This is a genomic window from Rhizobium sp. BR 314 (assembly GCF_047445805.1).
GTDB lineage: Bacteria > Pseudomonadota > Alphaproteobacteria > Rhizobiales > Rhizobiaceae > Rhizobium > Rhizobium lusitanum_B.
Window position 1 is genome coordinate 108543 of sequence record NZ_JARWLA010000018.1, and the last position, 25794, is coordinate 134336.

At 59.4% G+C, this 25794-nt stretch carries 27 protein-coding genes, 2 tRNA genes, 1 rRNA gene and 1 riboswitch; of the genes, 16 read left to right on the forward strand and 14 right to left on the reverse strand.

What is annotated here, in order from left to right:
• Window positions 1-88: 88 nt before the first annotated feature.
• Window positions 89-973: a LysR family transcriptional regulator gene (locus QD461_RS21540; RefSeq protein WP_414089580.1), complete on the reverse strand. Its 885-nt coding sequence runs from the start codon at window positions 971-973 to the stop codon at window positions 89-91.
• A gap of 99 nt (window positions 974-1072) precedes the next feature.
• On the opposite strand from QD461_RS21540, the gene QD461_RS21545 reads away from it, so the two are divergent.
• Both QD461_RS21545 and QD461_RS21550 read left to right on the forward strand, forming a co-directional pair.
• The gene (locus QD461_RS21545) at window positions 1073-1480 is read left to right on the forward strand and encodes a CidA/LrgA family protein (protein ID WP_414089581.1); all 408 of its coding nucleotides are present in this window, start codon (window positions 1073-1075) and stop codon (window positions 1478-1480) included.
• A complete protein-coding gene (locus QD461_RS21550; protein ID WP_414089582.1) occupies window positions 1467-2171 on the forward strand; it encodes an LrgB family protein in 705 nt (234 codons plus the stop codon). The genes QD461_RS21545 and QD461_RS21550 overlap by 14 nt, the downstream gene beginning before the upstream one ends.
• 57 nt (window positions 2172-2228) lie before the next feature.
• Here QD461_RS21550 and QD461_RS21555 read toward each other — a convergent pair whose 3' ends face one another.
• The gene (locus QD461_RS21555) at window positions 2229-3566 is read right to left on the reverse strand and encodes an MFS transporter (protein WP_414089583.1); all 1338 of its coding nucleotides are present in this window, start codon (window positions 3564-3566) and stop codon (window positions 2229-2231) included.
• Window positions 3567-3956: 390 nt separating this feature from the next.
• On the opposite strand from QD461_RS21555, the gene cyoA reads away from it, so the two are divergent.
• The 5 genes from cyoA (at window position 3957) to QD461_RS21580 (ending at window position 9119) form a co-directional block, all read left to right on the forward strand.
• On the forward strand, window positions 3957-5075 hold the full coding sequence (cyoA, locus tag QD461_RS21560; protein WP_414089584.1) for a ubiquinol oxidase subunit II: 1119 nt from the start codon (window positions 3957-3959) through the stop codon (window positions 5073-5075).
• Window positions 5076-5121: 46 nt separating this feature from the next.
• A complete protein-coding gene (gene cyoB / locus QD461_RS21565; RefSeq protein ID WP_414089585.1) occupies window positions 5122-7125 on the forward strand; it encodes a cytochrome o ubiquinol oxidase subunit I in 2004 nt (667 codons plus the stop codon).
• A 4-nt stretch (window positions 7126-7129) separates the two neighbouring features.
• Window positions 7130-7759: a cytochrome o ubiquinol oxidase subunit III gene (cyoC, locus tag QD461_RS21570; protein WP_414089586.1), complete on the forward strand. Its 630-nt coding sequence runs from the start codon at window positions 7130-7132 to the stop codon at window positions 7757-7759.
• The gene (gene cyoD, locus QD461_RS21575; RefSeq protein ID WP_414089587.1) at window positions 7756-8163 is read left to right on the forward strand and encodes a cytochrome o ubiquinol oxidase subunit IV; all 408 of its coding nucleotides are present in this window, start codon (window positions 7756-7758) and stop codon (window positions 8161-8163) included. The genes cyoC and cyoD overlap by 4 nt, the downstream gene beginning before the upstream one ends.
• Before the next feature lie 191 nt (window positions 8164-8354).
• Window positions 8355-9119 carry an SURF1 family protein gene (locus tag QD461_RS21580; protein WP_414089588.1) on the forward strand — a complete coding sequence of 255 codons (765 nt, stop codon included), beginning with the start codon at window positions 8355-8357 and terminating at the stop codon, window positions 9117-9119.
• A 61-nt stretch (window positions 9120-9180) separates the two neighbouring features.
• On the opposite strand, the gene QD461_RS21585 is transcribed toward QD461_RS21580, so the two are convergent.
• Window positions 9181-9747: a histidine phosphatase family protein gene (locus QD461_RS21585; protein WP_414089589.1), complete on the reverse strand. Its 567-nt coding sequence runs from the start codon at window positions 9745-9747 to the stop codon at window positions 9181-9183.
• Window positions 9748-9847: 100 nt separating this feature from the next.
• Window positions 9848-9920, forward strand: a riboswitch (cobalamin riboswitch).
• A 57-nt stretch (window positions 9921-9977) separates the two neighbouring features.
• On the opposite strand from QD461_RS21585, the gene QD461_RS21590 reads away from it, so the two are divergent.
• From QD461_RS21590 to QD461_RS21600, 3 genes are all read left to right on the forward strand, one after another.
• Window positions 9978-10187, forward strand: a complete 210-nt coding sequence (locus QD461_RS21590) for a CbtB domain-containing protein (RefSeq protein WP_414089590.1) — start codon at window positions 9978-9980, stop codon at window positions 10185-10187.
• 114 nt (window positions 10188-10301) lie between these two features.
• The gene (locus QD461_RS21595) at window positions 10302-11045 is read left to right on the forward strand and encodes a CbtA family protein (RefSeq protein ID WP_414089591.1); all 744 of its coding nucleotides are present in this window, start codon (window positions 10302-10304) and stop codon (window positions 11043-11045) included.
• A 1-nt stretch (window position 11046) separates the two neighbouring features.
• Window positions 11047-11706 carry a hypothetical protein gene (locus QD461_RS21600; protein WP_414089592.1) on the forward strand — a complete coding sequence of 220 codons (660 nt, stop codon included), beginning with the start codon at window positions 11047-11049 and terminating at the stop codon, window positions 11704-11706.
• A 53-nt stretch (window positions 11707-11759) separates the two neighbouring features.
• Here the strand turns inward: QD461_RS21600 and QD461_RS21605 are convergent, their stop codons facing one another.
• Entirely contained in the window at window positions 11760-12095 is a 336-nt protein-coding gene (locus tag QD461_RS21605; protein ID WP_414089593.1) for a GCG_CRPN prefix-to-repeats domain-containing protein, read from the reverse strand.
• Window positions 12096-12357: 262 nt separating this feature from the next.
• On the opposite strand from QD461_RS21605, the gene QD461_RS21610 reads away from it, so the two are divergent.
• Window positions 12358-13965, forward strand: coding sequence for an inorganic phosphate transporter (locus QD461_RS21610; protein ID WP_414089594.1), 1608 nt, complete (start codon window positions 12358-12360; stop codon window positions 13963-13965).
• Window positions 13966-14138: 173 nt separating this feature from the next.
• Here the strand turns inward: QD461_RS21610 and QD461_RS21615 are convergent, their stop codons facing one another.
• The 5 genes from QD461_RS21615 to QD461_RS21635 form a co-directional block, all read right to left on the reverse strand.
• Window positions 14139-14591, reverse strand: coding sequence for a MucR family transcriptional regulator (locus QD461_RS21615; protein WP_414089595.1), 453 nt, complete (start codon window positions 14589-14591; stop codon window positions 14139-14141).
• Window positions 14592-14744: 153 nt separating this feature from the next.
• Window positions 14745-15350, reverse strand: coding sequence for a helix-turn-helix domain-containing protein (locus QD461_RS21620; protein ID WP_414089596.1), 606 nt, complete (start codon window positions 15348-15350; stop codon window positions 14745-14747).
• A 112-nt stretch (window positions 15351-15462) separates the two neighbouring features.
• Window positions 15463-16251, reverse strand: coding sequence for an EAL domain-containing protein (locus tag QD461_RS21625; protein ID WP_414089597.1), 789 nt, complete (start codon window positions 16249-16251; stop codon window positions 15463-15465).
• A 336-nt stretch (window positions 16252-16587) separates the two neighbouring features.
• On the reverse strand, window positions 16588-17433 hold the full coding sequence (locus tag QD461_RS21630) for a sugar phosphate isomerase/epimerase family protein (protein ID WP_414089598.1): 846 nt from the start codon (window positions 17431-17433) through the stop codon (window positions 16588-16590).
• A 230-nt stretch (window positions 17434-17663) separates the two neighbouring features.
• Window positions 17664-19547, reverse strand: coding sequence for an adenine deaminase (locus QD461_RS21635; RefSeq protein WP_414089599.1), 1884 nt, complete (start codon window positions 19545-19547; stop codon window positions 17664-17666).
• 266 nt (window positions 19548-19813) lie between these two features.
• Between QD461_RS21635 and QD461_RS21640 the strand changes: the two genes are divergently transcribed.
• Genes QD461_RS21640 through QD461_RS21655 form a run of 4 tightly spaced genes read left to right on the forward strand, consistent with a single transcriptional unit; the run spans window position 19814 to window position 23585 of the window.
• Window positions 19814-20851: an ABC transporter substrate-binding protein gene (locus tag QD461_RS21640; RefSeq protein ID WP_414089600.1), complete on the forward strand. Its 1038-nt coding sequence runs from the start codon at window positions 19814-19816 to the stop codon at window positions 20849-20851.
• A gap of 53 nt (window positions 20852-20904) precedes the next feature.
• Complete coding sequence (locus tag QD461_RS21645; RefSeq protein WP_414089601.1) at window positions 20905-21729, forward strand: ABC transporter permease; 825 nt, start codon at window positions 20905-20907, stop codon at window positions 21727-21729.
• Window positions 21729-22520 carry an ABC transporter permease gene (locus QD461_RS21650; protein WP_414089614.1) on the forward strand — a complete coding sequence of 264 codons (792 nt, stop codon included), beginning with the start codon at window positions 21729-21731 and terminating at the stop codon, window positions 22518-22520. Before QD461_RS21645 ends, QD461_RS21650 begins: the two co-directional genes overlap by 1 nt.
• Window positions 22521-22526: 6 nt before the next feature.
• Window positions 22527-23585 (forward strand): ABC transporter ATP-binding protein, encoded by a 1059-nt coding sequence (locus QD461_RS21655; RefSeq protein ID WP_414089602.1) that lies wholly within the window; start codon window positions 22527-22529, stop codon window positions 23583-23585.
• A gap of 432 nt (window positions 23586-24017) precedes the next feature.
• On the opposite strand, the gene QD461_RS21660 is transcribed toward QD461_RS21655, so the two are convergent.
• The 3 genes from QD461_RS21660 to QD461_RS21670 form a co-directional block, all read right to left on the reverse strand.
• Window positions 24018-24094: transfer RNA gene (locus QD461_RS21660), tRNA-Met, on the reverse strand.
• Window positions 24095-24271: 177 nt separating this feature from the next.
• Complete coding sequence (locus tag QD461_RS21665; protein ID WP_414089603.1) at window positions 24272-24661, reverse strand: type II toxin-antitoxin system VapC family toxin; 390 nt, start codon at window positions 24659-24661, stop codon at window positions 24272-24274.
• Window positions 24658-24906, reverse strand: a complete 249-nt coding sequence (locus tag QD461_RS21670; RefSeq protein WP_414089604.1) for a type II toxin-antitoxin system VapB family antitoxin — start codon at window positions 24904-24906, stop codon at window positions 24658-24660. The genes QD461_RS21665 and QD461_RS21670 overlap by 4 nt, the downstream gene beginning before the upstream one ends.
• A 68-nt stretch (window positions 24907-24974) precedes the next feature.
• Between QD461_RS21670 and QD461_RS21675 the strand changes: the two genes are divergently transcribed.
• Window positions 24975-25211 carry a hypothetical protein gene (locus QD461_RS21675; RefSeq protein WP_414089605.1) on the forward strand — a complete coding sequence of 79 codons (237 nt, stop codon included), beginning with the start codon at window positions 24975-24977 and terminating at the stop codon, window positions 25209-25211.
• 136 nt (window positions 25212-25347) lie between these two features.
• Here the strand turns inward: QD461_RS21675 and QD461_RS21680 are convergent.
• Window positions 25348-25424, reverse strand: a tRNA-Met gene (locus QD461_RS21680).
• 163 nt (window positions 25425-25587) lie between these two features.
• Window positions 25588-25702 (reverse strand): 5S ribosomal RNA (gene rrf / locus QD461_RS21685).
• Between the last annotated feature and the right edge of the window lie 92 nt (window positions 25703-25794).

Below are 25794 nucleotides of genomic sequence, written 5' to 3' on the forward strand. Positions count from 1 at the left end.
AGCGGCAATGGAATAGCCTATATTTTTCCTGACAATTATTTTCAAGTTTACTTCGGCGCTTTGTTATCAAAAAAGTTTGAAAATGGAGTCAAGATTTCACCGTGATCTCTGCGGCGAGGTCGAGCCACGCTTTACCGGCGTGGGAGAGATAGCTACCTCGCCGCCAAATCCACGCCATGTGCCACTGCATTTCGGGCTCGACGACGAGTGCATGGCTGACGCCGGGACGTTGCCGCTGCTCAGCGATCAGCCGCGGCAGGAAACCCACTCCGAGGCCGGCTGCGACAAGCTCGACAATGAAATTGATCTGACTGGAGCGCGCGGCGATATCGGGCGCAAAGCCGGCAGAGCGGCAGGCATCCAAAATGATGCCATTGAGGGCGAAGCCGGTCTCGAACAGGAGAAAGGCATTGTCCCTGAACGCCGCCATCGGCACTCGCTCCTGTCCGGCGAGCGGATGGGACGAAGGCAGAAGCACATGCATCGGCTCGCGACGCACGGGCTGCGATTCGAAAACTGCGGGTGCCGGCAGCAGCGAGGCGCCGAGATCGACCTCATCGGCGAGAACCATCTCTTCCAGTCGCTTCGCCCCCTGCTCCGCCAGCTTAATCTCGATACCTGGATAACGGCTGCGGAAGACGGCAAATACCGGCGCGAACAGCGCGTCGTTGCCGATCGGCGGCAGGCCGAGCCGCAGGGTGCCGCGAGCAAGGCCGCGCAGGTCGGCGAGCTCGACAAGCAGGTCATCGCGCCCGGCGAGGATCGCCATCGCCCGGCGATAGACTACCTCGCCGGCATCCGTCATCGTCGTGCGATGGCCGATGCGATTGAGCAGCGGCAGGCCAAGCTCATCCTCGAGCTGGCGCACGGCCTTGCTGACCGCAGATTGGGTCGTGAAGACCACCTTGGCGGCTTCCGAAAAGCCGCCCTGGCGCACCACCTCGACAAACGCTTTCAAGGTTCGAAGTTCCATTTCTATTCCATACAGGACTGATTTCAATGAAATCAATTCATTTTGTTCATGCGGAGGAAGGACTTATCTTCAGGCCATCCAATCTTTCCGAGCCTTCCCATGCATATCGATCTGAAAAACCGTCCGAAATTGAGCCGTCTGGCCCAGATTGCCCTGCTTTTGGCCTTCTGGCAGGCCGGTGAAGCCACAGCGCGCCTCACGCATCTACCCATTCCCGGCGCCATCATCGGCATGCTGCTGGTGCTGGCATTGTTCGCGAGCGGCACGATGAAGCTTGCAAGCATGCAGCGCGGAGCGGAGTGGTTTCTGGCCGAGATGCTGCTGTTCTTCGTGCCGGCGGTATTGGCCGTGCTCGATCATGGCGAATTCATCGGGCTCATCGGACTGAAGGTGCTTGCGGTCATTATGGTCGGCACGGTGATCGTTATGGGCGTCACAGCGCTTGCGATCGACATCGGCTATCGCCTGATGATGCGGCAAGGAGCGATCCGTCATGTCCATCATTGAAGCGATCGCATCCGGCCTTTTTTGGCCGCTTGCCACGATCGTCCTCTATTATCTTTCGAAGGCGCTTTATCGGCGTTGGCGTTCGCTGTGGCTGTCGCCGCTGATTGCGGCGCCGGCGGTCCTGATCGTCGTCGCGCTCGTGCTGCATACGAGCTATCAGGACTATATGCATGACAGCCGCTGGCTGCTGGCCCTGCTTGGGCCGGCAACGGTCGCCTTTGCCGTGCCGATCTACGAGCAGCGCGATCTCATCAGGCGCTACTGGCCGGTGCTGTTGTTCGGGGTTGCGGTCGGCAGCACCACGGCGATGCTCTCGGCCTGGTGGCTTGCCAGCCTTCTCGGCCTCGACGAAAGCCTGCGCCTCAGCCTGATGCCGCGCTCGATCAGTACGCCTTTCGCCATGGTGGTGTCGGGCGATATCGGCGGCGTACCCAACTTGACCGCCGTCTTCGTCGTCGTCACCGGCCTCTTCGGCGCCGTCGTCGGGCAGACGCTGCTGCGGCTCCTGCCGTTGCGATCGGGCATAGCCCGCGGGGCCTTGTTTGGCATGGGCGCTCACGGCGTCGGCGTCGCCAAGGCCCATGAGATCGGCCGCGAGGAAGGATCGATCGCCGGGCTGGTCATGGTGCTGGTGGGATTGACGAATGTGCTGGCTGCGCCGCTGATCGCCTGGCTCATGCACTCCGCATGAACAAAAAGGGCCGCGGCACTCTCATGCTGCGGCCCTTTATAGATCCAAAAAGCTTCTTCAAGTATCGCGTGTTTCCAGCGTCTTGCTGAAGAAGATCGCGACCAGCGTGCAGATAACACCCGACAGCAGGTAGAGGCTGGTATAGACGAGCCCGAACTGACTGGAGAGGGCAAGCGCCACGAATGGCGCGAAGCCGGCACCGATCAGCCACGACAGATCCGACACCAGGGCCGAACCGCTATAGCGATATTGTTGCGTGAAGCGCGAAGCGCTGGCGCCAGCTGCCTGGCCGAAGGAAAGGCCGAGGAGCGTGAAGCCGAGAACCACGTAGATATGACGGCCGGTCGCTCCGCCATCGAGCAGCCAGGGTGCGACGAAGGCAAAGCAGGCGATCAGTACAGCGCCGATGGCCAGCTGATTGCGGCGGCCGATCCGATCGGCCAGCATGCCCGAACAGATGATGGCGAGAATGCCGCAGATCGCGCCGAGGAATTCCATCAGCAGGAACGAAGCGGGCGTTTGCTCGCTATAGAGCGTTGCCCAGCTGAGCGGGAAAACCGTAACGAGATGGAAGGTTGCAAAGCTTGCGAGCGGCACGAAGGCACCGATCAATACGTCCCGGCCGTGCACGCGCAACAGCTCCGTCATCTTCACCGGCTCAAGCTCATGACGCTCCAGAAGCGTACCGAATTCCTCGGTTGCGACGAGGCGCAGACGGGCAAAGAGCGCGACGACATTGACGGCGAAGGCGCAGAAGAACGGATAGCGCCAGCCCCAATCGAGGAAGTCCGCCGTGTTGAGGCTCGTGACGAAATAGGCAAACAGGGCGCTTGCCAGCATGAAGCCGATCGGGGCACCGAGCTGCGGGATCATCGCGTACCAGCCACGACGATTGGTCGGGGCGTTGAGCGCAAGGAGCGAGGCCAAGCCATCCCAGGCACCGCCGAGCGCAAGACCCTGGCCGATGCGGAAAAGCGCAAGCAGGATGATCGCATAAACGCCGACTTCGGAGTAGCCGGGCAGGAAGCTCATCGCTGCGGTCGAGCCGCCGAGCAGGAAGAGCGCGATGGTGAGTTTAACGCCGCGGCCGTACCGGCGGTCGATCGCCATGAAGATGAACGAGCCGATGGGGCGGGCGATGAATGCAAGCGCGAACACCAGGAAGGATAGCAGTGTTCCATGCAACGGGTCAGCAAAGGGGAACATCAGCTTCGGGAAGACCAGAACCGAAGCGATGGCATAAACGAAGAAATCGAAAAACTCGGACGTGCGACCAATGATCACGCCGATGGCGATATTGCCGGGTGCGACGGAGCCGCCGGCATGCATGCTGCGGGCATCGCTTTCAAGCGTTGAAGATGTTGGGTTTAGTGTTTCATGAGTCACGCTGACCATGTAGGGAGCCTCCCTCTCCGTGCACGAGTTCCTCCACGAATTCGTGCATAATCAAAATGTTTATCAAACATGCGAACATATCAAGTGTCAGACATGAAATAATTCGCAAATTAGCCATCAAAGCCGGCGTTTGCCGCCGCCGTCGACACCGTGCGCGCATCGGGAAAAGACTGCCGGTGGCCATTTGTTCCGATCCAGGTATATTAGCCCTCATAAAAGCGAATGATCGACGGAAAACCTTCTGGATCTTGCCAGGTTTTCCCGATAGGTGGGACCGCATTCCATACCGCATTGCACGCGCGCTTGCTGCGGTGCGACGAAACACCTCATATCGTTCATGACCGCCGTCCTTTAGTCGCGGTAGGGTCGAAACAAAAAGAGCTTTAAGACGTGCTAAGACTATCCAAGATTTTCAGCCGTTTGTCCGTTATCCCATTGTTCTTGCTGCTATCCGGCTGCAGTTTGGTGGTGATGGATCCCTCCGGCGATATCGCTATGCAGCAGCGAGACCTCATCATCATTTCGGTCGTGCTGATGCTCATCATCATCATTCCGGTGATCTTCCTGACGCTGTATTTCGCCTGGAAATACCGCCAGTCCAACAAGGAAGCGACCTACGAGCCGGAGTGGCATCATTCGACGCGTCTGGAGCTGGTCATCTGGTCCGCTCCGTTGGCCATCATCATCGCGCTCGGCGCCGTGACCTGGATCAGCACCCATCAGCTCGACCCCTATCGTCCTCTCGACCGTATCGCTGCCGACAAGCCGCTCAGCGCCGATGTGAAGCCGCTAACCGTCGAAGTCGTCGCGCTCGACTGGAAGTGGCTCTTCTTCTATCCGGAATACGGCATCGCCACCATCAACGAAATGGCAGCTCCGGTCGATCGCCCGATCAACTTCAAGATCACGGCATCCGCTGTGATGAATTCCTTCTTCATCCCAGCACTGGCTGGCCAGATCTACGCCATGCCCGGCATGGAGACTAAGCTGCACGCCGTCATCAACCATCCCGGCGAATTCCAGGGCCTCTCCGCCAACTATAGCGGCGCCGGCTTCTCGCACATGCGCTTCAAGTTCCATGGCGTGAACCAGGCCGATTTCGACCAGTGGATCCAGAAGGCCAAGAGCCAGGGCACGAAGCTCGGCCGTCCGGAATACCTCGCCCTCGCCAAGCCGAGCGAACGCGAGCCGGTGCGCTACTTCAACGCCGTCGACGATGGTCTCTACAATGCCATCCTCAACATGTGCGCCGATCCGAGTAAAATGTGCATGAGCGAAATGATGCATATCGATGCCAAGGGCGGCGGCGGCAAGGAAAGCCACGAAAACCGCGAGCGTCTGATCTACGACAATCGCGATGTCGGCTCGACTTCTGTCACTCCCGTCAAGGCCGAAGGCGGCGCCAGCCATACCATGCAGCACGGAGACAATTCGATGCAAGGCATGGATATGGGCAACGGCTCTTCTTCCGATTCGTCGACCGGTTCGGCGCAGCACCAGGGTCATTGATCCGGTGCGCTTAGTAACAAGACATTTATAAGGACAGAGGCAATCCATGTTTTCCAACCCGGACCTCTATAAATTCATCTTCGGTCGGCTGACGCTCGATCAGATCCCGTATCACGAGCCGATCCTGGTCGCGACTTTCACTGCCGTCGCACTGGGCGGCATCGCTCTGCTCGCCCTGCTGACCTACTTCCGCGTATGGGGCTATCTCTGGAATGAGTGGCTCACCAGCATCGACCACAAGAAGATCGGCATCATGTACATCGTACTGGCGCTGATCATGTTGCTGCGCGGCTTCTCCGACGCGCTGATGATGCGCCTTCAGCAAGCGATCGCCTTCAACGGTTCCGAAGGCTATCTGCCGCCGCATCACTACGACCAGGTTTTCACCGCCCACGGCGTCATCATGATCTTCTTCGTGGCGATGCCTTTCGTGACCGGTCTGATGAACCTCGTCGTGCCCCTGCAGATCGGCGCACGCGACGTCTCCTTCCCGTTCCTGAACAACTTCTCGTTCTGGATGACGACGGCGGGCGCGATCGTGATCATGATCTCGCTCTTCATCGGCGAATTCGCAAAGACCGGCTGGCTGGCCTATCCGCCGCTTTCCGGCATTGCCTATAGTCCCGATGTCGGCGTCGATTATTATATTTGGGGCCTGCAGGTCGCGGGTATCGGAACGACGCTTTCGGGCATCAATCTGATCGCCACCATCGTCAAGATGCGCGCGCCGGGCATGACCTTCATGAAGATGCCGGTGTTCACCTGGACCTCGCTCTGCACCAACATTCTGATCGTTGCGAGCTTCCCGATCCTGACCGCCACGCTCGCCCTTTTGACGCTTGATCGCTACGCCGGCACGAACTTCTTCACGAACGACCTCGGCGGCAATCCGATGATGTATGTCAACCTCATCTGGATCTGGGGCCACCCGGAAGTTTACATCCTGATCCTGCCGGCTTTCGGCGTGTTCTCCGAAGTCGTCGCCACCTTCTGCGGCAAGCGCCTCTTCGGCTACGCCTCGATGGTTTATGCCACCTGCGTGATCATGATCCTCTCCTACCTCGTCTGGCTGCACCACTTCTTCACGATGGGCTCGGGCGCCAGCGTCAACTCCTTCTTCGGCATCACGACGATGATCATCTCGATCCCGACGGGTGCGAAGCTCTTCAACTGGCTATTCACGATGTACCACGGCCGCATCCGCTACGAAGTGCCGATGCTGTGGACCGTCGGCTTCATGGTGACCTTCACCATCGGCGGCATGACCGGCGTAATGCTCGCAATTCCGCCGGCCGACTTCGTGCTGCACAACTCGCTGTTCCTGATCGCCCATTTCCATAACGTGATCATCGGCGGCGTGCTCTTCGGCATGTTCGCCGGCGTCAACTACTGGTTCCCGAAGGCCTTTGGCTTCAAGCTCGACCCGTTCTGGGGCAAGATGAGCTTCTGGTTCTGGCAGATCGGCTTCTGGTTCGCCTTCATGCCGCTCTACATCCTCGGCCTGATGGGCGTTACCCGTCGTGTCAACCAGTTCGATGACCCGTCGCTGCAGATCTGGTTCGTGATCGCTGCGGTCGGCGCCGTCATGATCGCCATCGGCATCGCCTGCTTCCTCATCCAGCTCGTCGTCAGCTTCATGAAGCGCGAAGAGCTGCGCGACCACACCGGTGACCCCTGGAACGGCCGTACGCTGGAATGGTCGACCTCGTCGCCGCCGCCGGCCTACAACTTCGCCTTCACGCCGATCGTCTACGATCACGACGCGTGGTGGGACATGAAGAACCGCGGCTACAAGCGTCCGACCGAAGGCTTCATTCCGATCCATATGCCGAAGAACACCGGCACCGGCGTCATCCTCGGCGTCCTCTCGATCGGCTTTGCGTTCGGGATGATCTGGTACATGTGGTGGCTTGCCGCCATAACCTTCGCCGCGATGATCGCCATCACGATCGGCCATACCTTCAATTACAAGCGTGACTACCACATTCCCGCCGACGAGGTCGTAAAGACCGAGAACGAGCGTACGAAGCAGCTGGCAGGACAGGTGTAAGACGATGACGACCCATACCGCAAAGGCTCCCATGGACGGCGAAACACCCGCCTTCTATCTGAAGGAGGAGCATCACCCGGAAGGCAGCACCATGCTGGGCTTCTGGATCTACATCATGAGCGACTGCCTGATCTTCGCAGTCCTCTTCGCCACCTTCGCCGTGCTCGGCCACAGCTATGCGGCCGGCCCGTCGCCGGCTGACCTGTTCGAGCTGCCACTCGTCGCACTCAACACGGCGATGCTGCTCTTCTCCTCCATCACCTATGGCTTCGCAATGCTGGCGATGGAAAAGAACAACAAGTCGGGCACGCTGATTTGGCTGACGATCACAGGCATCTTCGGCGCCCTGTTCATCTTCTTCGAACTCTATGAGTTCTACCACCTGATCCTCGACGGCGCCGGCCCACAACGCAGCGCATTCCTGTCGGCCTTCTTCACGCTGGTCGGCACGCACGGCCTGCACGTCACCACCGGTATCGTCTGGCTGATCACACTGATGGTGCAGGTTGGCCGCTACGGCCTGATCGCCGAAAACAAGCGTCGCCTGATGTGCCTTTCGATGTTCTGGCACTTCCTCGACGTCGTCTGGATCGGCGTGTTTTCCCTCGTCTACCTCATGGGAGTTCTCGGATGAGCTCGAACGCAGACCATTCGCATCAATCCGGCGACGCTCACGGCCACGACCACCACCATGGCGGCCACGAGGCTTCCCACGGCACCTACAAGAGCTACATGACGGGGTTCATCCTCTCCGTCATTCTGACGGCCATCCCCTTCTGGCTGGTCATGGGCAAGGTTTTCTCCGATCCGGCTGTCACCGGCGCGATCGTCATGATCCTCGGCGCGATCCAGATCATCGTGCACATGATCTACTTCCTGCACATGAATACCCGTTCGGAAGGCGGCTGGAATATGATGGCGTTGATCTTCACGATCGTGCTCGTCATCATTGCACTCTCCGGCTCGCTGTGGGTCATGCATCACCTCAACGCGAACATGATGCCCATGTCGCCCGAGATGATGCGCAACATGCCATAAGACGAAGCGGCGGGCCTTCAGCCGAAGGCCCGCCCTCCCCGGCTGATATCTCAAACCGGGCACTGCGCGGCGCATTCTTCAGAACGCCTGACATCGCAGCCGAATTCTTCAAAGACCACGCATGATCTTCTGCTGCGAGAGCTTTATCCCTTCCGAAATCATGCGGCAGCGCCTCCCCGGAGACCAGCGCCATGACCGATATTTCCACGAATGCATCGCAAGGCAAGCCGCGCTCGACGCTTGCGCTTGCCATCTGGGTGCTTCTGCTTCTGCTGCTCACAGCTCTGCTCATCGGGCTGGGCACCTGGCAGGTTAAGCGGCTACATTGGAAGCTGGATCTGATCGCCCGGGTCGATGCGCGCGTCCATGGGCCAGCGGTTCCGGCGCCCGGCCCGGCGCAATGGACCGACATCACGGCCGAAAGCGCCGAATACAAGCATGTGCAGGTAAGCGGCATCCTTCTTAATGACAAGGAAGTGCAGGTCTATGCCTCGACCGTGCTCGGCGCGGGCTATTGGGTGTTGACGCCGCTGAGGCAGGCCGATGGCACGACCATCATCATCAATCGTGGCTTCGTGCCGACCGATAAGCGCAACCCGACGACACGGCCGGCGGGACAGATCGGCGCGGACACAGCCGTAACCGGTCTGCTGCGGATCAGCGAGCCCAAGGGCACGCTGCTGCGTTCCAATGTGCCGGCGGAAGAGCGCTGGTATTCCCGTGACGTTGCGGCCATCGCTGCGGCTCGCGGCCTGCAGAATGTGGCACCCTATTTCATCGATGCCGACGACGCGAAGAATCCCGGCGACCTGCCAGTGGGTGGGCTAACGCAGATCAGCTTCCCGAACAGCCACCTCGTCTATGCCATCACCTGGTACGGACTGGCTGTCATGACGCTCGGCATGGCCGTATTCCTGGTTTACTTCGAGCGGCGGCGGCGAAAAGCAGCCGACTAAACCCACGCCGTTTTGCGGCAATTTCCACGGTCCAGCCCCAGCGCACCTTGTTCGTGTCAGCCTACCGCGGCAGCTTCGGGAAACGAAGCTGCCAGCGCCTGCCGTCGCTCGTCATCTCCACAAGGCCGAACGGCTCGACATCGATCGACCAGAATGCCGAGGCCGGCGCTTGCAGCACATGCAGGATCGCGGCGCGGATGACACTGGCATGGCTGATCGCGACGGTGTGACCTGCGTCCTGAAGATGCTGCTCCATCCACCCGCCGACGCGCAGCATGACCGACGACAGAGACTCGCCGCCATGTGGCACGGCGGAAAGATCCGTCATCCAGGATGCGAGAGATTGCGGATCGCTCTCATGAAGTTCGGCGATCGACCGCCCCCGCCAGGCGCCATAATCGCATTCGCGCAAGGCGCCTTCAATGATGGCGTCGAGACCGAGCAATACTGCCGTCTGGCTCGCCCGCAAAGCCGGGCTTGTCCAGACGCGGTCGACCGTCCCAAGCCGGGCGAGAGACAGCTCCGCTCTGTGGACAGCCTTATGCTCCAGGGGTTCGTCGCCCGGGAAACATCCCTTCCGATTGGCCTCTGTCGGCCCATGGCAAATCCAGCTCAGGCGCGCCTTCATGAAACTCCACGACTTCACGCGTCCTCATGCCTTCGCATCAGGACCGCGATTCATTGACAACCATCTTCGCGGACAGATATAAACTTGCAATTGCGGGTGTGGAAGCCGGTGAAACCCCGGCGCGGTCGCGCCACTGTAATCGATGACGGACACCTCGTTCTCGAGAGCCAGACCCTTCCCGCAAAAACCCTTCCGCTAATGGAACGCGCTTTTCTTAAAGAGGGATAACAATGTCCGATACCGCTTTCTCACCGTCCGCCATACCGCAGCCGATACCGCTCGGCCAAATCCTGCCATGGGCGGTCTTCGCAGGCCTGCTGCTGTTGCTGGCGATCTATTTCGTCGGCGCGGAAGAGGGTGCGACCTCCCTCTTGTCAGGCAGCTATGTGCATGAATTCGTGCACGATGCCCGCCACCTTCTCGGCTTCCCCTGCCACTAGAGGCTTTCCGCTTTTCTTCGAAACGCGAAAACACTCTATCCTTTTGTTGTTACGCAATTCCGGACGGAAAACCGCTGCGCGCTTTTCCTGGAGTTGCTTTAAGGGGTTACGCACATGGTTGGACGTCTTTTGCTCCGCGGCATGATCGTCGGGGCCTTTGCGGGCATTCTCATTTTTGCCTTCGCCCATTCTTTCGGCGAACCGCTGGTCGATTGGGCCATCGGCTTTGAAGAAAAGACCGCGCAGGCCGCTGGCGAGGCACCGGAGCCGGAAATCGTCAGTCGCACCACACAGGCGGGCATCGGCCTCTTCACCGGCAGCATCATCTTTTCGACGGCGATCGGCGGATTGTTCGCGCTGGTCTTCTCCTTCGTCTACGGCCGTATCAGCCCGCTTGGCGCCCGCGGCACGGCAGCCCTGCTCGCCATCGCCGCTTTCGTCGCCATTTCGCTCGTTCCCGATCTCAAATATCCGGCAAACCCGCCGGCAGTCGGCAATTCCGACACGATCGACGCGAGAACCGAGCTGTTCTTCATCATGATCCTGGCATCGGTCATAGGCATGGTCGTCGCCGTCGGTTTCGGCCGCAGGCTGGCTGCACGCTACGGATCCTGGAACGGCGCGATCATCGCCGGCATCGGCTACATCGTCTTCGTCGCGCTGATCCAGTATCTGCTTCCGGCGATCAACGAGGTGCCTGAACAATTCTCGGCAGTCGTACTCTGGCGCTTCCGCATCACGTCGCTCGGGATGCACGCCATCCTCTGGGCCTTGCTCGGCCTGGTCTTTGGCGCCTGGGCGGAACGCGAGCTGCCGCAGGTGCGTTCCCGCGGCAACGCAGCGCTGCGCAGAGCCTGAAATGACGCGATCGTCACATCCCGCGCACCGATCCGTGCGCGGGAAAGGTCGACCCGCAAACGGCCTGTGGTTCGCCGCCATTTGCTTCGTTCTCTCCATCTGGCCAGCGGTGCTTGCAGCCCATAGCAGCGGCTCCTCCGGAAGCCAGGCAGGCATACCGATACCGAGTCTCACCCATGGCGAGATGGCTGTCATAGCGCCCTATTACAGGCGGATTGTTGCTATCGGAGAAGCGGCATCTGACACCGACGAAACCTTCCGCCGGTTGCTGAATTTCACGCAGATCCAGAGAGCCTATTGTCTATGGGGCATAATGCCCGGCAGCGTCAGCGACGAGGAAAGCCCGTTCAACGAATGCTCGCACGCCTATCTCGCGGCGGCCAAAGCGGTCCTGCTGCATATGCGGACGATGGAAGGCGAAAAGGCACAAGCCGGCGGGCTCGTTTCCGACATTGATGAAGCGCTCGTACGCAACAATCTATCGCTCATTCTCTGCCAGTTCAGCAGCGAGAGTTTCAACACGGCCGATCTCATCAAGCCGAAGCTTGTCGGTATTCTCGGGCATGTCAAAAGCCTCACATCAATCCTGTCGATCCTGGTGATGATCGTAGGCGGTCTTTGGCTTGCGGTCCGCGCATTGCGGGCCAGCCGGTCTCAATAAAGAAACACCGCCGCTGAACGCGGCGGTGTTTTCAGCTTGGCAAAATGTGCCTCTTACCAGTCGCGCCGGCGGCGCCAACCATCGTCACGCCAGCCGCGATCCTCGCGCCAGTCATCGCGATGATGGCGATGGCCGTGCCAACCCCATGGCGGCGGTGGCGGCCTGCGATAGCCCCAACGCGGCGGCGGCGGTCCCCAGCGGTTCGGGCGGCACTCGCCCCACGGAGTGGCATGCCAGCCACGGCCGCAGGCATAGTCCACATTAACGGCCGGCGCTCCGGACGTTGTTACTCCAGCCGGTGTCCCGACAGCGGGAATCGGCATCGCTTCTGCCGACGATACAGCCAATCCGCCAAGCAATGCGGCGATGGCAATCACGGTCGATCTCATCTTCAATGGTCCTCTGTCCAAGTCCCTAACACGCAGGATTTAACCCTCGAAGGTATGAACGCCGGCTGAACCGAAAAAGGTGTTTTTTGGGCGAAATCAAGACCGTTGGAGGCGCGCCTCTCGGCCGAAAATCGCCCACTGCCGCGACGAGACGTGACTTGAACCATTATTCGGACGGGATATTCAACCGTTCTCGCGCGTCACGAGAGTTTCATCAACGAGGCTTACACCAGAAATATCACCTGCCATAAAGGAGTTAGAGATGGTCGACCTCGCTTCCAGCAGTTCAGAGAGCGGCAACGCCAATCACCCAATTCACGGTACAGCAGGCTCGGCGAAGTGGTTTCTGCCGCTCTTCGGCATCGTTGTCCTCGGCGGTCTCACCTATGTCGGCTACGCGCTCGGCAGCGATCTTGCCGAAGCAGCGGCGGTTCCGTGGATCCTGCTGGGCCTTGCCCTGCTCATCGCGCTCGGCTTCGAATTCGTCAACGGTTTCCACGACACAGCCAATGCCGTCGCAACGGTGATCTACACCCGTTCTCTGCCGGCGGAGTTCGCCGTCATCTGGTCCGGCTTCTTCAATTTCCTCGGCGTTCTCACCTCTTCCGGCGCCGTCGCTTTCGGTATCCTGGCGCTACTGCCGGTTGAACTGATCCTGCAGGTCGGCTCAGGCTCGGGTCTGGCCATGGTGTTCGCACTCCTGACCGCCGCCATCATCTGGAACCTCGGCACCTGGTATCTGGGCCTGCCGGCCTCGAGCTCGCATACGCTCGTCGGCTCCATCATCGGCGTCGGCCTCGCCAACCAGTTTCTGGCGCCTGCCGGCTCCGCCACGAGCGGTGTCGACTGGTCGCAGGCGAGCAGCGTCGGTATGTCTCTGCTGCTGTCGCCGATCATCGGCTTCGGCGCGGCCGCCATCCTGCTGCTGGTTGCCAAGGTCCTGATCCGCAACAAGGCACTTTACGAAGCGCCGAAGGGCAATGCACCACCACCGATGTGGATCCGTGGCCTGTTGATCTTCACCTGCACTGGGGTCAGCTTTGCCCACGGCTCGAATGACGGCCAGAAGGGCATGGGTCTGATCATGCTCATTCTCATCGGTCTCGTGCCGACCGCCTTTGCGCTGAATCGCACGCCCGAGATCAACTATCTCGATGCCTACAAAGCTGCTTCCGTGCAGGTCGAGACCGTGCTCGGCAAATATGTAAAGCCTGGCGTCGCCGCTCCTGCCGATCCGAAGGCTGCCGTCAGCGCGGCCGTGAAGAGCAAGACCTGGTCGGATGTCACCACTCCGGCGCTGCAGGCCTATATTCATGCGACGAGCGCCTCGATTGCGGCCTATCCGAGCGTCGAGAAGCTGCCGAACGGTCTCGTCAGCAATATACGTAACGACATCTATCTCATCGGTGAATCGCTGAAGCTGATCGACAAGCAGAAGCTGCTGCCAATGAGCGCCGACGACCTGAAGGCGGTCACAAACTATCACGCCGCCGTCGATCACACGACCAAGTTCATCCCGCTCTGGGTAAAGGTTGCGGTGGCACTGGCACTCGGCCTCGGCACTATGGTCGGCTGGAAGCGCATCGTCGTCACCGTCGGCGAAAAAATCGGCAAGACGCACCTGACCTATGGCCAGGGCGCCGCCGCCGAAGTTGTGGCAATGCTGACGATCGGCGCTGCAGATCATCTCGGCCTGCCGGTCTCGACAACGCACGTCCTGTCTTCCGGCGTCGCCGGCACCATGGCGGCGAACGGTTCCGGCCTGCAATGGTCGACGGTGCGCAACATGCTGATGGCCTGGGTCCTGACGCTGCCGGCCTCGATCGCGCTCGCCTTCGCGCTGTTCGTCGTGCTCCGTCAGGTTTTCTGATTGATCCGCTCTAGCGGCATTATGAGTTCGTCCGGCAATCCCTGAAAAGAAAATGGCGCTCCTTGTGGGGCGCCGTTTTTCTTGTTGCAGAATCCCGGCACATGGCGTCGCAACGCCATGTGGAGTGGCAATCCATTCATTCGCCTATTCAGAGCCGTTGCGATGGGGCGGATTCACGTGTTAACGATTTCCTTCCTGCTGCCATTGGCACCGAGGCCGGATAGCTTCGCCAACTCAGAACGCCGATTGGTATAATTCTGTGCGACCATCGGATAGCTGGGAGCAAGGCCCCACTTCTGCCGGTATTCCTCAGGTGTCAGGCCGTAGTGTACGCGCAAATGCCGCTTCAGCGTCTTGAAGCGTTTGCCGTCCTCCAGGCAGACTATATAGTCGTTGGTCACCGATTTCCTCAAATCCACCGCCGGCACCAGATGGCTTCGCTCAGGCGCAGGGCTGGGTGCACCCAACCCATGCAATGCGTCGTGAATATCCTTGATCAGCCTTGGAAGACCGGCCACTGGAATCGTGTTGTGACTGACATAGGCCGAAACGATCTTCACACAGCCATCGAACAATGAGTGCATCTGCGGCAGGGCGGGTATTTTTCTCTCGCTGAAAGAATCCATGATCTTTTCCCGGGTCTCATAAGGTTCCTCGTGCGCCGCCACGCCCGATCGTTTCAAGCGAAACCTCCGCTGCCGGATGTTCCGCCGTTTCAATTTGCGTCGGTTTCCCAACGCATGATCCCCGGAGATTACCGAGGGCAGAATGCGCACGCATCAGGTGCGCCCGCGATCACAACCGATAGCCTTGCGCTCCAAACCCTGCGTCTGCCGCCAGTGCGACAGTTCGCCGGCTGTTTCGGCAAGATAGGCCGCCAGCTTGTTGCAGAGGGTAACGAGCGGCATATCAAGTATGAATGCCGTGTGTGTAGGATCTCCTTTGCAGTGGTGAAGTGTCTGAAGGATCAGCTTGCGCTCGACATCCTGCATAGTGTGACCGACGAGTGCACCGACGACCTCATCGACGGTCTGGCCTGGCGGGTACCCATCCCGAACACGAAAGACGATTTCTTCGAGCAACCGATCCTCGCTCGCTGTCGTTATGACGATATCCGTGGCGTCGTTTCCAAGTTCGCAAAAGACGTAGAGGCCGCTTTCCGCATCTATCGTTACGCGTCCGAGGATTCCCACCTCGTTCTCGCGAACAAGAATATGCGGGGCAGACCCATCGACAAACACGACGGAATGCACTCCGTCATCGGCAAGCAATTCGCTCCGAAGTCGCCCACCCAAGGCGCGCAAAAGCGTATTCGCCTTCAGCTCGCATGCCGCCCTTGCCGCGGAATCCTGATATATCGACGGAAACAGCGGCTGCCTCATCATGACAGCATCCGTGCGAGCGATGACAGGCTTTCAGCAGAGCAAGAGGTCCCCGTCCCAATCGCATCATGTACCCGGGTTGCGGCCTTGCCGGGCCGGCTGATGATGCGGAGGCTCATTCCATCCCCCGCAGGCTGATCTTGCCTTTGTATCGGCGCAGCTTCGGCAATGACACCGGTTTCGACAAAAGGAAGCCCTGCACATGGGTAGCGCCCGCCGCGCGAGCCGCTTCGAGGTGAGACCAGGTCTCGATACCTTCGACAATGACGAAGGGGGCAAAGCAGCCGGCAAAGCCGACAAGATGCGAAAGGCTGTCGTGACCATCCTGCCCGCGCCTGTTGTCTCGCAGGAAAGCCGCGTCGATCTTGATGATATCGGCGGTGATCTGCAGCAGCGATGCTGGCGTGGCAAAACCCGTGCCGAAGTCGTCGATCGCAACACGGCAGCCGAGCGAGCGGATTATCTTTACCCGTTCGAGAGCAGCGCCGACGAGCGGATAGGTTTCCGTGATCTCCACGACAAGCCGGGAAGCAAACTCCGCCTGTTTGCTGATTCGGCCGAGAATATCGGCGAATCGATCGGGTTGAGACAAGTTGGAAACAGAGAGATTGCAGCCGAGAACAAGCGTCTCATCCGCTGCGAGCGCCGCCAGCACCATGTCGAGAATGCGCAGATCTAGCGCGAACCAGCGATCCTGCCGCTCGAGGAGGGACACAAATGTGCTCGCCGCATGCACGGTTCCGTCAGCCTCGGTGACACGCGCAAGGCTCTCGGCATAAAGCAGTTTTCCAATATTCTCGGCGTCATGAATCCACTGGGCCGCAAATCCCAAGCCACCCTCGGAAATCGCCTTTAAAATCAGGCTTTTATGCCCTTCATCGCTATGACTGAGGCTAGTGTTCATCGCGTTTCCCTTCAGCAGGGAACGGGCTCAGGGCGCAATTGCGAAGCCAAGGAACGATGACTGACCACGGTGCGGCTGACACCGAAATTTCGGATTTCTGGCGCTGTAAATCCGCGTCATCCATCTTCCAGACACCCTCAAACCCTAATCATTAGGGTCCCTTCATCGAGCTGGAGATATCGCTCCGAAGACCATAGTCAACCATGACGCCGCCACGCCATTGCCGACTTTCTTTTATCTATTGCTAATACATTAACTAGCAACCCTTTGCGAAAGTCAATCGGCGCATACCTTTGTCGTATATAACTCAACTAAAATATTAGCAGATTACAGCGGTCATCCGACGCGCATTTCGCGCGGCCACCATTCGTTTTGTCGCGCCGACTGCAAGGCCAAATCCAGTAGCGGCAGTTCGGCATGCCACAATTTCTCCCACTCCAAGCTGACGACACCGGCATAGCCATCCGCCGCAAGCGCGGACCGCAGTGCCGCCATCGGAAATTCGCCGCTGCCAGGCAGCACATAGCTGTAGGGCAATCTCGGTCCAGCTTCGGAGATGCTGTCCTTTACATGGACATGTTGGGTATTGTGCCGAACCAGCTTCCAGGTTTCGGCGGGATTCTGACCGCCCTTGCGCCAAGTATGGTGCGTATCCCAAAGCAGCGCGCAATCGGGGGCCAATTCAAGGAAGCGAGCGATCGCATCCGAAGTGACCAGACAATCATGAGTTTCGATCAGCATCTCCGCGTCGAAACCCTCTCGGCGCGCTGTTTCGCTCCACCACTGCAGCGTCGACAAGGCTTCGCCGAGCTCCCTTGCATCCCCGACTTCGCCGCCGTCGAAAACTCTTAGCGACCGGACGCCGAGAGCTTCGGCCCAGGGGAGATAGCGCAGAAACTCCTCCTTGGTTTCGGGTGTCGCGCCGACCAGACGCAAAGAGGTATCGAAAGCGCAGACGCTTACGGTCGACCCCTCCAGAGCATTGGCAAGGCCAGACGGCGAGCCGAACCTTTCGGTGAAGTAGGCTGGCAAATCGATCGTACCGCCTAGGGCACGGATTTCGATAGCGTCGAGGCCGTGATGCGATGCCAGGGCAAGGGCCTGATCCAGTTCAAGATCAGCACATCCCAGCGTGGAAAATGCCAACGTTATGAGCGGCATATCGTTTTTATCAGCAGTCACCACGGCTTCCTCCGCCTCGTTTCCGATGCCTGCCGACGGGTTCGAAAGCAAGGTGCGCTCCACCTTCCCTTCGCCACAGGCGTGGGATACAAGTAACCAAACGGATAATTATAAAGCCGCGCCCGATCGTCAAGAGACATTAGGCATATCCGCAATATGCGCGTTCCGATTGCTTCCGACCAAAATGTGAATTTAGGCATCGAGGCGGGATATCCCGCAAAACTGAATGGCTATCCCTGCCAGACGACGGGATGGATTTTCCCGGTCGCGACATTAACGAAGCCCTCAGGCGCCCTTTCCGAAGGCGCCACCAGAACCCAGCGCCAGGGAGCGCAGGTGAGCGTCGCAAAGGAAAGCCGTTCGGGGAAGCCTGGCCACCAGCGCGGCGAAAATGTCGGCTCATACATCCAGTCGATGCCGGCGCCAGCCTCATACAGCTTCTGCATTTCGGTATCCAACTCTTCCGCCGACCTCGCGGTCATCAGGCCACCAACTTCGTAGTGAACGCGAGCAATGACCTTTCCGCCTGACACCAGCACCCAGCCGCCCTGCTGCTCGTTGAGCGCATTGACGACCATGGCCATGGCTTCATCCGAGGAGCCGACGACCCAGATATTATGCTTGTCATGACCGAGCGTGGCGCCAAGCGCGGTATCCGGCGTGCGCGGCCCGGTGCCAAGCCAGAACATGCGGCCCACCTTGGCCTCGCCGGAAAAGCGGTCGACGATGGCAAACTTAGTGACGTTGCGGTCGGGATCGCGCTGGACGGCGCCATCGCGGACAGGCAGATCCATCGTGATGAAATCGTCCGCCCAGTGGAACGGCCGCAAAAGTGCAGCTTTCGCCGTGGCAGCTTCAGACGGCGCTGCTATACGAAAATCTTCAGCCGCGACCGTTCTGTCGATCCGGACCGTCTTCGTCGCCCAATCCGGCCAGTCGATCTCGGGACGGATACCGACGAACCTCTTGCCTTCGGAAGCCGGCTTCCCATCAGCCCAGACCTTGGCGATCGACAGTGTCTTCACATCATCCAGAAGCACGATATCGGCGAAACGGCCGGGCGCAATCGAACCGACCCAGGGCGTGAGCCGCATATGGCGGGCGGGATTGATCGTCACGCATTGAATGGCGATCTCGGGCGCCAGCCCGTTCTCCATAGCAAGCCTGACATTATGATCCGTAGCACCGATCTTCAGCGTGTCGGAAGCGCTGCGGTCGTCAGTGACGAAAGCGATCTGCGACCAGTCGGAAAGGCCCTTTTCAATCAGCCCGCGAATGACCTCCGGCAGGGAATGCGGACGAAGCTCGATGAAAAGGCCATGCGTCAGCTTTTCCCAGATTTCATCGAGGAACCAGCCTTCATGATCGGAAGCAAGGCCCGCGCCGGCAAAGGCATTGATCGACGCCAGATCGCGCAGGCCCGCACCATGCCCCTCGACAACGCCGCGCTGCTCGAACGTGGCGCGGATCATGCCCCAAAGCCGATCGTAAGCCGGATTCTCGGGATTACTGACCGAGGGCCAATCCATAACCTCGTCGAGACCGGCAACCATCAAGCTCTCTTTGAGAAAGGATTTTTGCTCGTCATAACCGAAGTGACCGCCACCCCATTCATAAGCGGTCGGCGGCACGGCCGAACCAGGCAGCGGAAATATCTTCATCGGCGAACCGCGACGACGCGCTTCCAGCCAGAATTCGAGATTGCGGGCGCCATTCACATTGGAGAATTCATGGCTCGCCTCGCAGGTCCAGGTCACGCCGTGCGGCATAACGAGAGCGGCTTCCCATTCCGGCGTCAGATGCGAGCTTTCGATGTGCTTATGCGCCTCGCCGAAGCCGGGAACGGCTAAAAGATGCGGTTCATGCGCACGCTCATCGACCTCGCCTGCATAGCTGCCGGCCGGGCCGACATAGGCGATCCGCTTGCCCTTGATGACGATTTCCTGATCTTCGAGCCACGTGCGGCTGTGCACGTCGAGCAGCCGGCCGACACGCAGCAAACGGTCGGCTGGGCGGCGCCCAAGTGCCGTCAGAGTGAGGTCCTGACGGATCAGCACCTCGTCCGCCGCGTTGACAAGCAGATCGTCGGGAAGATTTGTCGTGGGAAATGTCATGATTGGCATGCCTGCAGGGAATAGGATCAGCCAAGGGTAGAGACGGCAGTCCGCTGTGTAAAGCGACTTGCCCGATCTTGAGGAAACGAAACTATCTCAATGAGTTGCATTATCAGCTCTGATGCGCGCGCGAATACCTGCTCTCTTGATTTCCAGGCCGAAAACTGCCTGTTGCTCAATTGTTGGGCTTGTAAAGCCGGTGCTCGAAAAATAGTATCCTGCAAGCTTGAAGCATCTGCGGGATTACACGGATTAAAGGATCGATAATGAAGGGCCTCTCTCTTGCTCATGTCGCTGGCATTGCCATCGTTGCTGCGACGGCCGCTCTGCCGGCTTACGCCCAGGCAAAGACGCTCACCGTTTCATGGTGGGGCTACAATGGCGAGAAGATGCAGGCCAACATCATCGAACCGTTCAAGAAGATCTGTGGCTGTGACGTCGTCTTCGAGACTGGCAACAATGCTGACCGTCTCAACAAGCTGAAGCTGCGCGGCGGCAAAGGTGTCGACGTCATTTACCTCACCGATAGCTATTCGCAGGTCGGCATCCAGCAGGGCCTCTTCCAGGAAGTCGACCGCAGCAAGATCCCGAACCTGGCCGATCTCTATGACATCGCCAAGGCGCCGCAGGGCAATTACGGCCCGGCCTACACCATCGGCCGCGTCGGCATTGTTTACGATACGGCAAAGGTCACTCCGCCGATCGCCTCTTGGAACGATCTTTGGCGCAGCGACCTGAAAAGCGCCGTCTCGCTTCCGGGCATTACCACGACCGCCGGGCCGCTGACGGTTTTGGAAGCCGGCAAACATGCCGGTGTCGATGCGTATTCGGATGCAGACAAGGCCTTCGAAGCCATAGCGGCACTGAAGCCGAATGTCGTCAAGAACTACAACACCGGCTCCGAGCTGGTGAACCTGATCTCGACGGGCGAGGTCAAGGTGGCGCTTGCACAAGACTTCGTTCTGACATCGATGCGCGCAGCCGTTCCCACGATGGCCTGGGCCGATCTCAAGGAAGGCGATATCGCCACCCTTAACACGGTCAATATTCCCAAGGGCTCGGAAAATGTCGAGCTTGCCCACCAGTTCATCAACTTCGTTCTGTCCAAGGATGTCCAGCAGGCCGAAGCCGAACAAGGTGTCGACGCACCGGTTTCCACCAAGGTCCAGCTCTCCCCCGAGAAGGCCAAGCTCTGGACCTATGGTGCCGACATGATCGCCAAGCTCAGCCGCATCGACTACCAGAAGCTGAACGAAGCGCAATCGGACTGGATCGATCGCTGGAACGAGATCTTCGGCATGTAATGAAGGCGTGCCGCAGCGCAGCCAGCCTGCGGCACTCTCGTGGAATTCTTCTGATGAAACATCTTGCAAAATGGGGTTTGACGGCGCCGGCAATCATCGCCGTGACACTGTTCCTGCTCGTCCCGGTGATCATCACGATCGCAGCGACATTCGGTGAGCCCAAGGGACTGCTTTCTCCCTATATCACCTTCTTTACCAGTGGCTTTCGCCGCACGGTGCTCTTCAGGACGATTGAGATTGCGCTGATCACGACCGCGATCTCCTTGATCATCGGCTTTATCGCCGCCTATGTGATCGCGCAGATGCCGGGCCGGGCCAAAAGCGTAATGATCATTGCCGCCGTGTTTCCACTACTGACGGGCGTCGTCGTGCGCTCCTTCGCCTGGCTGATCATTCTCGGCAAGAACGGCATTCTCAACACCATGCTGCTATCGATCGGCATCATCAGCGAGCCGCTTTCGATGCTCTATACAGAGGGCTCGGTGATCGTTGCGATGGTCTATCTTTTCGTGCCGCTGATGATCCTGACGCTCGTCGGTGTGCTTGAAGGCATACCGCAGGATCTCATTCAGGCGGCAACCTCGCTTGGCGCGACGCCGGCCGCGACGTTCCGGCAGGTCATCCTGCCACTTGCCACGCCGGGCCTTATTGTCGGCGCCGTGCTGGTCTTCACCGGCAGTTTCACCTCCTATGCCACCCCGCAGCTGCTCGGTGGTGAAAAGCAGATGATGATGGGCACCTTTCTTTACCAGCGTGCGATGGTCACCTTCGACTGGGTCGGCGCTTCAACCATCGCTGCCATCATGGTCGTGGTAACGATCGGGATCGTGGCAATCATGAGCCGCATCGCGCAGCGGCTCAATCCGATGGCGGTGTGATCATGACGAGATCGGTCCATCCTGCCCTCGTCACCTTCACGGCCTGCATCTTCCTCTTCCTGCTGGCGCCGCTCGTCATCATCATCGGCGCCGCCTTCAGCGACACGACCTACCTCACCTTCCCGCCGCAGGGCCTGACGCTACGCTGGTTCTCGAATATTTTTCAGATCGAGGCGTTCCGCAAGACGGCGATCACCAGCCTGCAGCTTGCCTTCCTCGGAACCGCTCTTTCGCTGCTAATCGGCATTCCCGCAGCCTATGCCATCAGCCGCTACAGGGTGGAGCTGCCGCGCTGGCTTTCGACACTCTTCGTGCTGCCGATCCTCGTTCCGGAAATCGTGTTCGGCTTTTCGCTGATGAAGTCGATCACCATCGGGCTCGGCTTGCCGATCTTTCCGAGCCTCTTGATCGGTCACGCGCTGCTGGTGCTGCCCTATTCGGTGCGTGTGGTCAGCGCCAGCCTCGCGAGCTTCGACTTCTCGATCGAAGAGGCTGCGATCAGCCTCGGATGCCCGCCGTTGAAGACCTTCCTGACGGTGGTGCTGCCGAATATCCGCGCCGGCGTCATCGCCGCCTTCATCCTCGCCTTCATCACCTCCATCAACGACGTCTCGGTCTCGGTCTTCCTGACCGGGCCTGGCATCTCCACCCTTCCCATCCAGATCCTCGCCCATATGGAGCAGTTCTTCGACCCGACCATCGCCTCGGTTTCCGTGCTGTTGATGCTCGTGACAGTCGCCGTCATGGCAATCGTCGAAGCCACCCTGGGTCTCACCTTCCTGACAAAGTAGCCGCCCGTGACCGTATCGCTTTCCATAAACTCCATCAGCGCTCATTACGGGAAGACGACCGTATTGCAGGATCTCTCGCTCTCTGTCGGCGCCGGTGAACTGGTCTCGCTGCTCGGCTCGAGCGGCTGCGGCAAGACGACGACGCTGCGGCTTGTGGCCGGCTTCCTGCAGCCGACGAGCGGCGCGATCAAACTGGGCGATCGAGATCTGACGACATTGCCGGCGCATGCCAGAGATATCGGCTTGGTGTTCCAGAATTATGCGCTGTTTCCGCATCTGAGCGTGCTCGAAAATGTTGCCTTCGGTCTCAAGCAACGCCGCATAGCCACCCAGGAGCGCCAGCAGAAGGCTGGAGCCATGTTGGAGCGCGTCGGCCTTTCCGGCCTCGGCGATCGCTTGCCCGGCGCGCTCTCAGGCGGCCAGAAGCAGCGCGTGGCGCTTGCCCGGGCGCTCGTCATCGAGCCGCCACTGCTGATGTTCGACGAGCCGCTTTCCAATCTCGACGCCAAGCTCCGAGTCGACATGCGCGTCGAGATCCGGCAGCTGCAGCGTGCCAACGGCACGACATCGCTTTATGTGACGCATGATCAGGAAGAAGCCTTCTCGATCTCCGACCGGGTCGCCATCATGAATGCCGGTCGCATCATGCAGCTCGATACGCCGGAAGTTCTTTACCGCAAACCGGCCAACAGTTTTGTTGCCCGTTTCGTTGGCTTCGAGAACCTGCTGCCGCTACGGGCCGTCCAACGGGAAGGCGCCCTGGTGACGGCGGAAGGCTCCGGCGGCGCGAGAGTTACGCTCTCGCAGGACGACTTCGGTGCTATCCCCGACGAGTTCATTCTCGGCTGCCGCGCCGATGGTCTCTCTGTGCAACGGGAAGGCAAAGGCCTCTCCGCAGTGCTCGGGACAAGAACCTACCTGGGCCGAGCCTACCAATATCAGTGCACGACGCCGACCGGCGATATCGTCGCCAATGGCGCGTTGTCCGAACCGCTGGCGGCTGGCAGCGCTGCGGTGCTCGTCCCTGTGCCAGAACAATGCTGCATCCTCACCTCGGAGAGATGAGGGCATGAGACGCGTCAGCTCATTCCTGCAGATGACCTCAATCGGTCATTGACGATCGCGGATCCCGAGGGGCCTGACGCGCGCCATGTGTCCGTTGCCGGCGGCATATATACAATCCTCGTATCCGGCGACGAGACGAACGGTCGCTATTGCCTGATCGAAATGCTCGTGCCCGCCAGAGGCGGCCGCCGCTGCATAGGCACGATTTCGAGGGAATGTTCTCCCTGCTCGAAGGAGAACTTAAATTCACCTTTCGCTGAGAGATGCGGAACGTCCGCGCGGGACTGACGATTAACGTACCGGCCAATCGCCACGGCTAACGGCTGATGAACTGGCTGAAAGAGGTAAGCTGCTTTCGAGTCTTCTGGGACGATATCGGACAGAGATGCTTCCGTATTGCGGCGTGCGATATTGATTATGAGGGGGAAGATTTGGCTGCGGGGGCAGGATTTGAACCTGCGGCCTTCAGTTTATGAGCCTGACGAGCTACCGGGCTGCTCCACCCCGCGTTACCAGCGTAAGCCCGCGACAGAAAAGCGGTAACCGCTGACATAGAATATCAACCCGTGGTTCGGCAGGCATAGCGCTAGACCACGGAACAGTCCCCGCCCTTGATCGCCTACACAACTGGATTGAAGAATGCCTGAAACGTCGCCAGGTTGATCCGGTCGCTATCAGCTACGAAGTCACGTAGCCGAACGGATATCCGTCTCGGTGAAGTCGTTGCCCTTGAACAGCAGCGGTTCACCGAAATCCTTGGCGAGAGCATAGGCAAAGCAGTCGCCGAAATTCAGCCCGGCCTTGTGCCGGCCCTTCCCGAAATCAAGGAATGCCTGGCGCGCCAGATGACCCTGTTCAACTGTTACAGGTTCAATATTGATCACGGCACGGCGGAAGAAGGCGTCGGCCTGCCTCATGCCTTCCGGCCCGAGCTGCTTCTCGATCACCATGGACAGTTCCAGATAGTTCGCCACACTGATCCGGTTGGCTGCTGAATCGTGGATCAGTCGCGTGAAGGCAGCCGCCTCCAGTTCGCCGTAGAGGATCGCCACCATGGCCGACGTATCGATAATCATTTCGGCAGGCCGTCCTCGTCATAGAGAAGCTCGGCGTGATCGGCGTAAGGTCGTTTCAGGTGAACGGCAGCCCTATCAGCGATGGCCATAAGTTCTTCGACGGAAGCCTTGCCTCTATGTTTCTCAATCTGCGCATACCGCTCACGCAGCGCGTCGGTCACGACACGGGTCATGCTCTGCCCGGTCGCATGGGCAATCGCCTGAGCGAGGCGATGCGCTTCGGGGTCTTTCACGTTCAGACTCATATGGCGCTCCATTTCTACCTAGTCGGCGCTCTTTCTACCATTCTACCGTTTAGTGACGCAACGACCAAATGAGGTCCAGATCAGCGTTCGCGCACGGATCGTTCAGCGTTCATGGTGTCGCCGGGATCGGGAACGAACGCATCGTCGAAGCCTATCCCACCCTTGATGCCGGGAAGATCCGGCTGGCGGTCATCTATGCTTCAGTCTACCCTCTGGGCGAACGCACTTCCCCTTCAACTCTTCGGGCCGCCGGGTCGGTAACGATCACGGACAAGCGCGTGCCGCGCCTGAAGGTCGGCGTATAAATTACCGCCGTTTCCTTTAAATTCCGCGCTACGATATCCGCCCTGATGATTCCGATATGCTTCCGGGGTGGATTTTCGGGAACGCCGAAAGCCTCCCGAGGGAGGCTTTAAATAATTGTATCTATTATGGAAGACTTGGTTGCGGGGGCAGGATTTGAACCTGCGGCCTTCAGGTTATGAGCCTGACGAGCTACCGGGCTGCTCCACCCCGCGTTACCAGCGTAAGTCCGCTTGGGGCTTATCGCGTCACCTTAGAAGCGACAAAGGCCGCRMGAGCGGCCTATTGTAGCACGGCCTTGCCGTTTGAGCATAAACCTTTTGGGTTTATCGCKKATGTGATGAGAAGATGTTTKTGCATTGAAGTTGCGTTTGGCAGACCTGGCAGCGACCTACTCTCCCGCGTCTTAAGACGAAGTACCATGGGCGCAGGGGCGTTTCACGGCCGTGTTCGGAATGGGAACGGGTGCAGCCACCCCGCCATAACCACCAGGTCGGCAAAGCGCAACTTCGGGCACGACCGCTTGAGCGGTTGATGCCCTGGACGCTAAACCTTTGCGGGGTTTAGCGCGATGAGAAGCTGGAA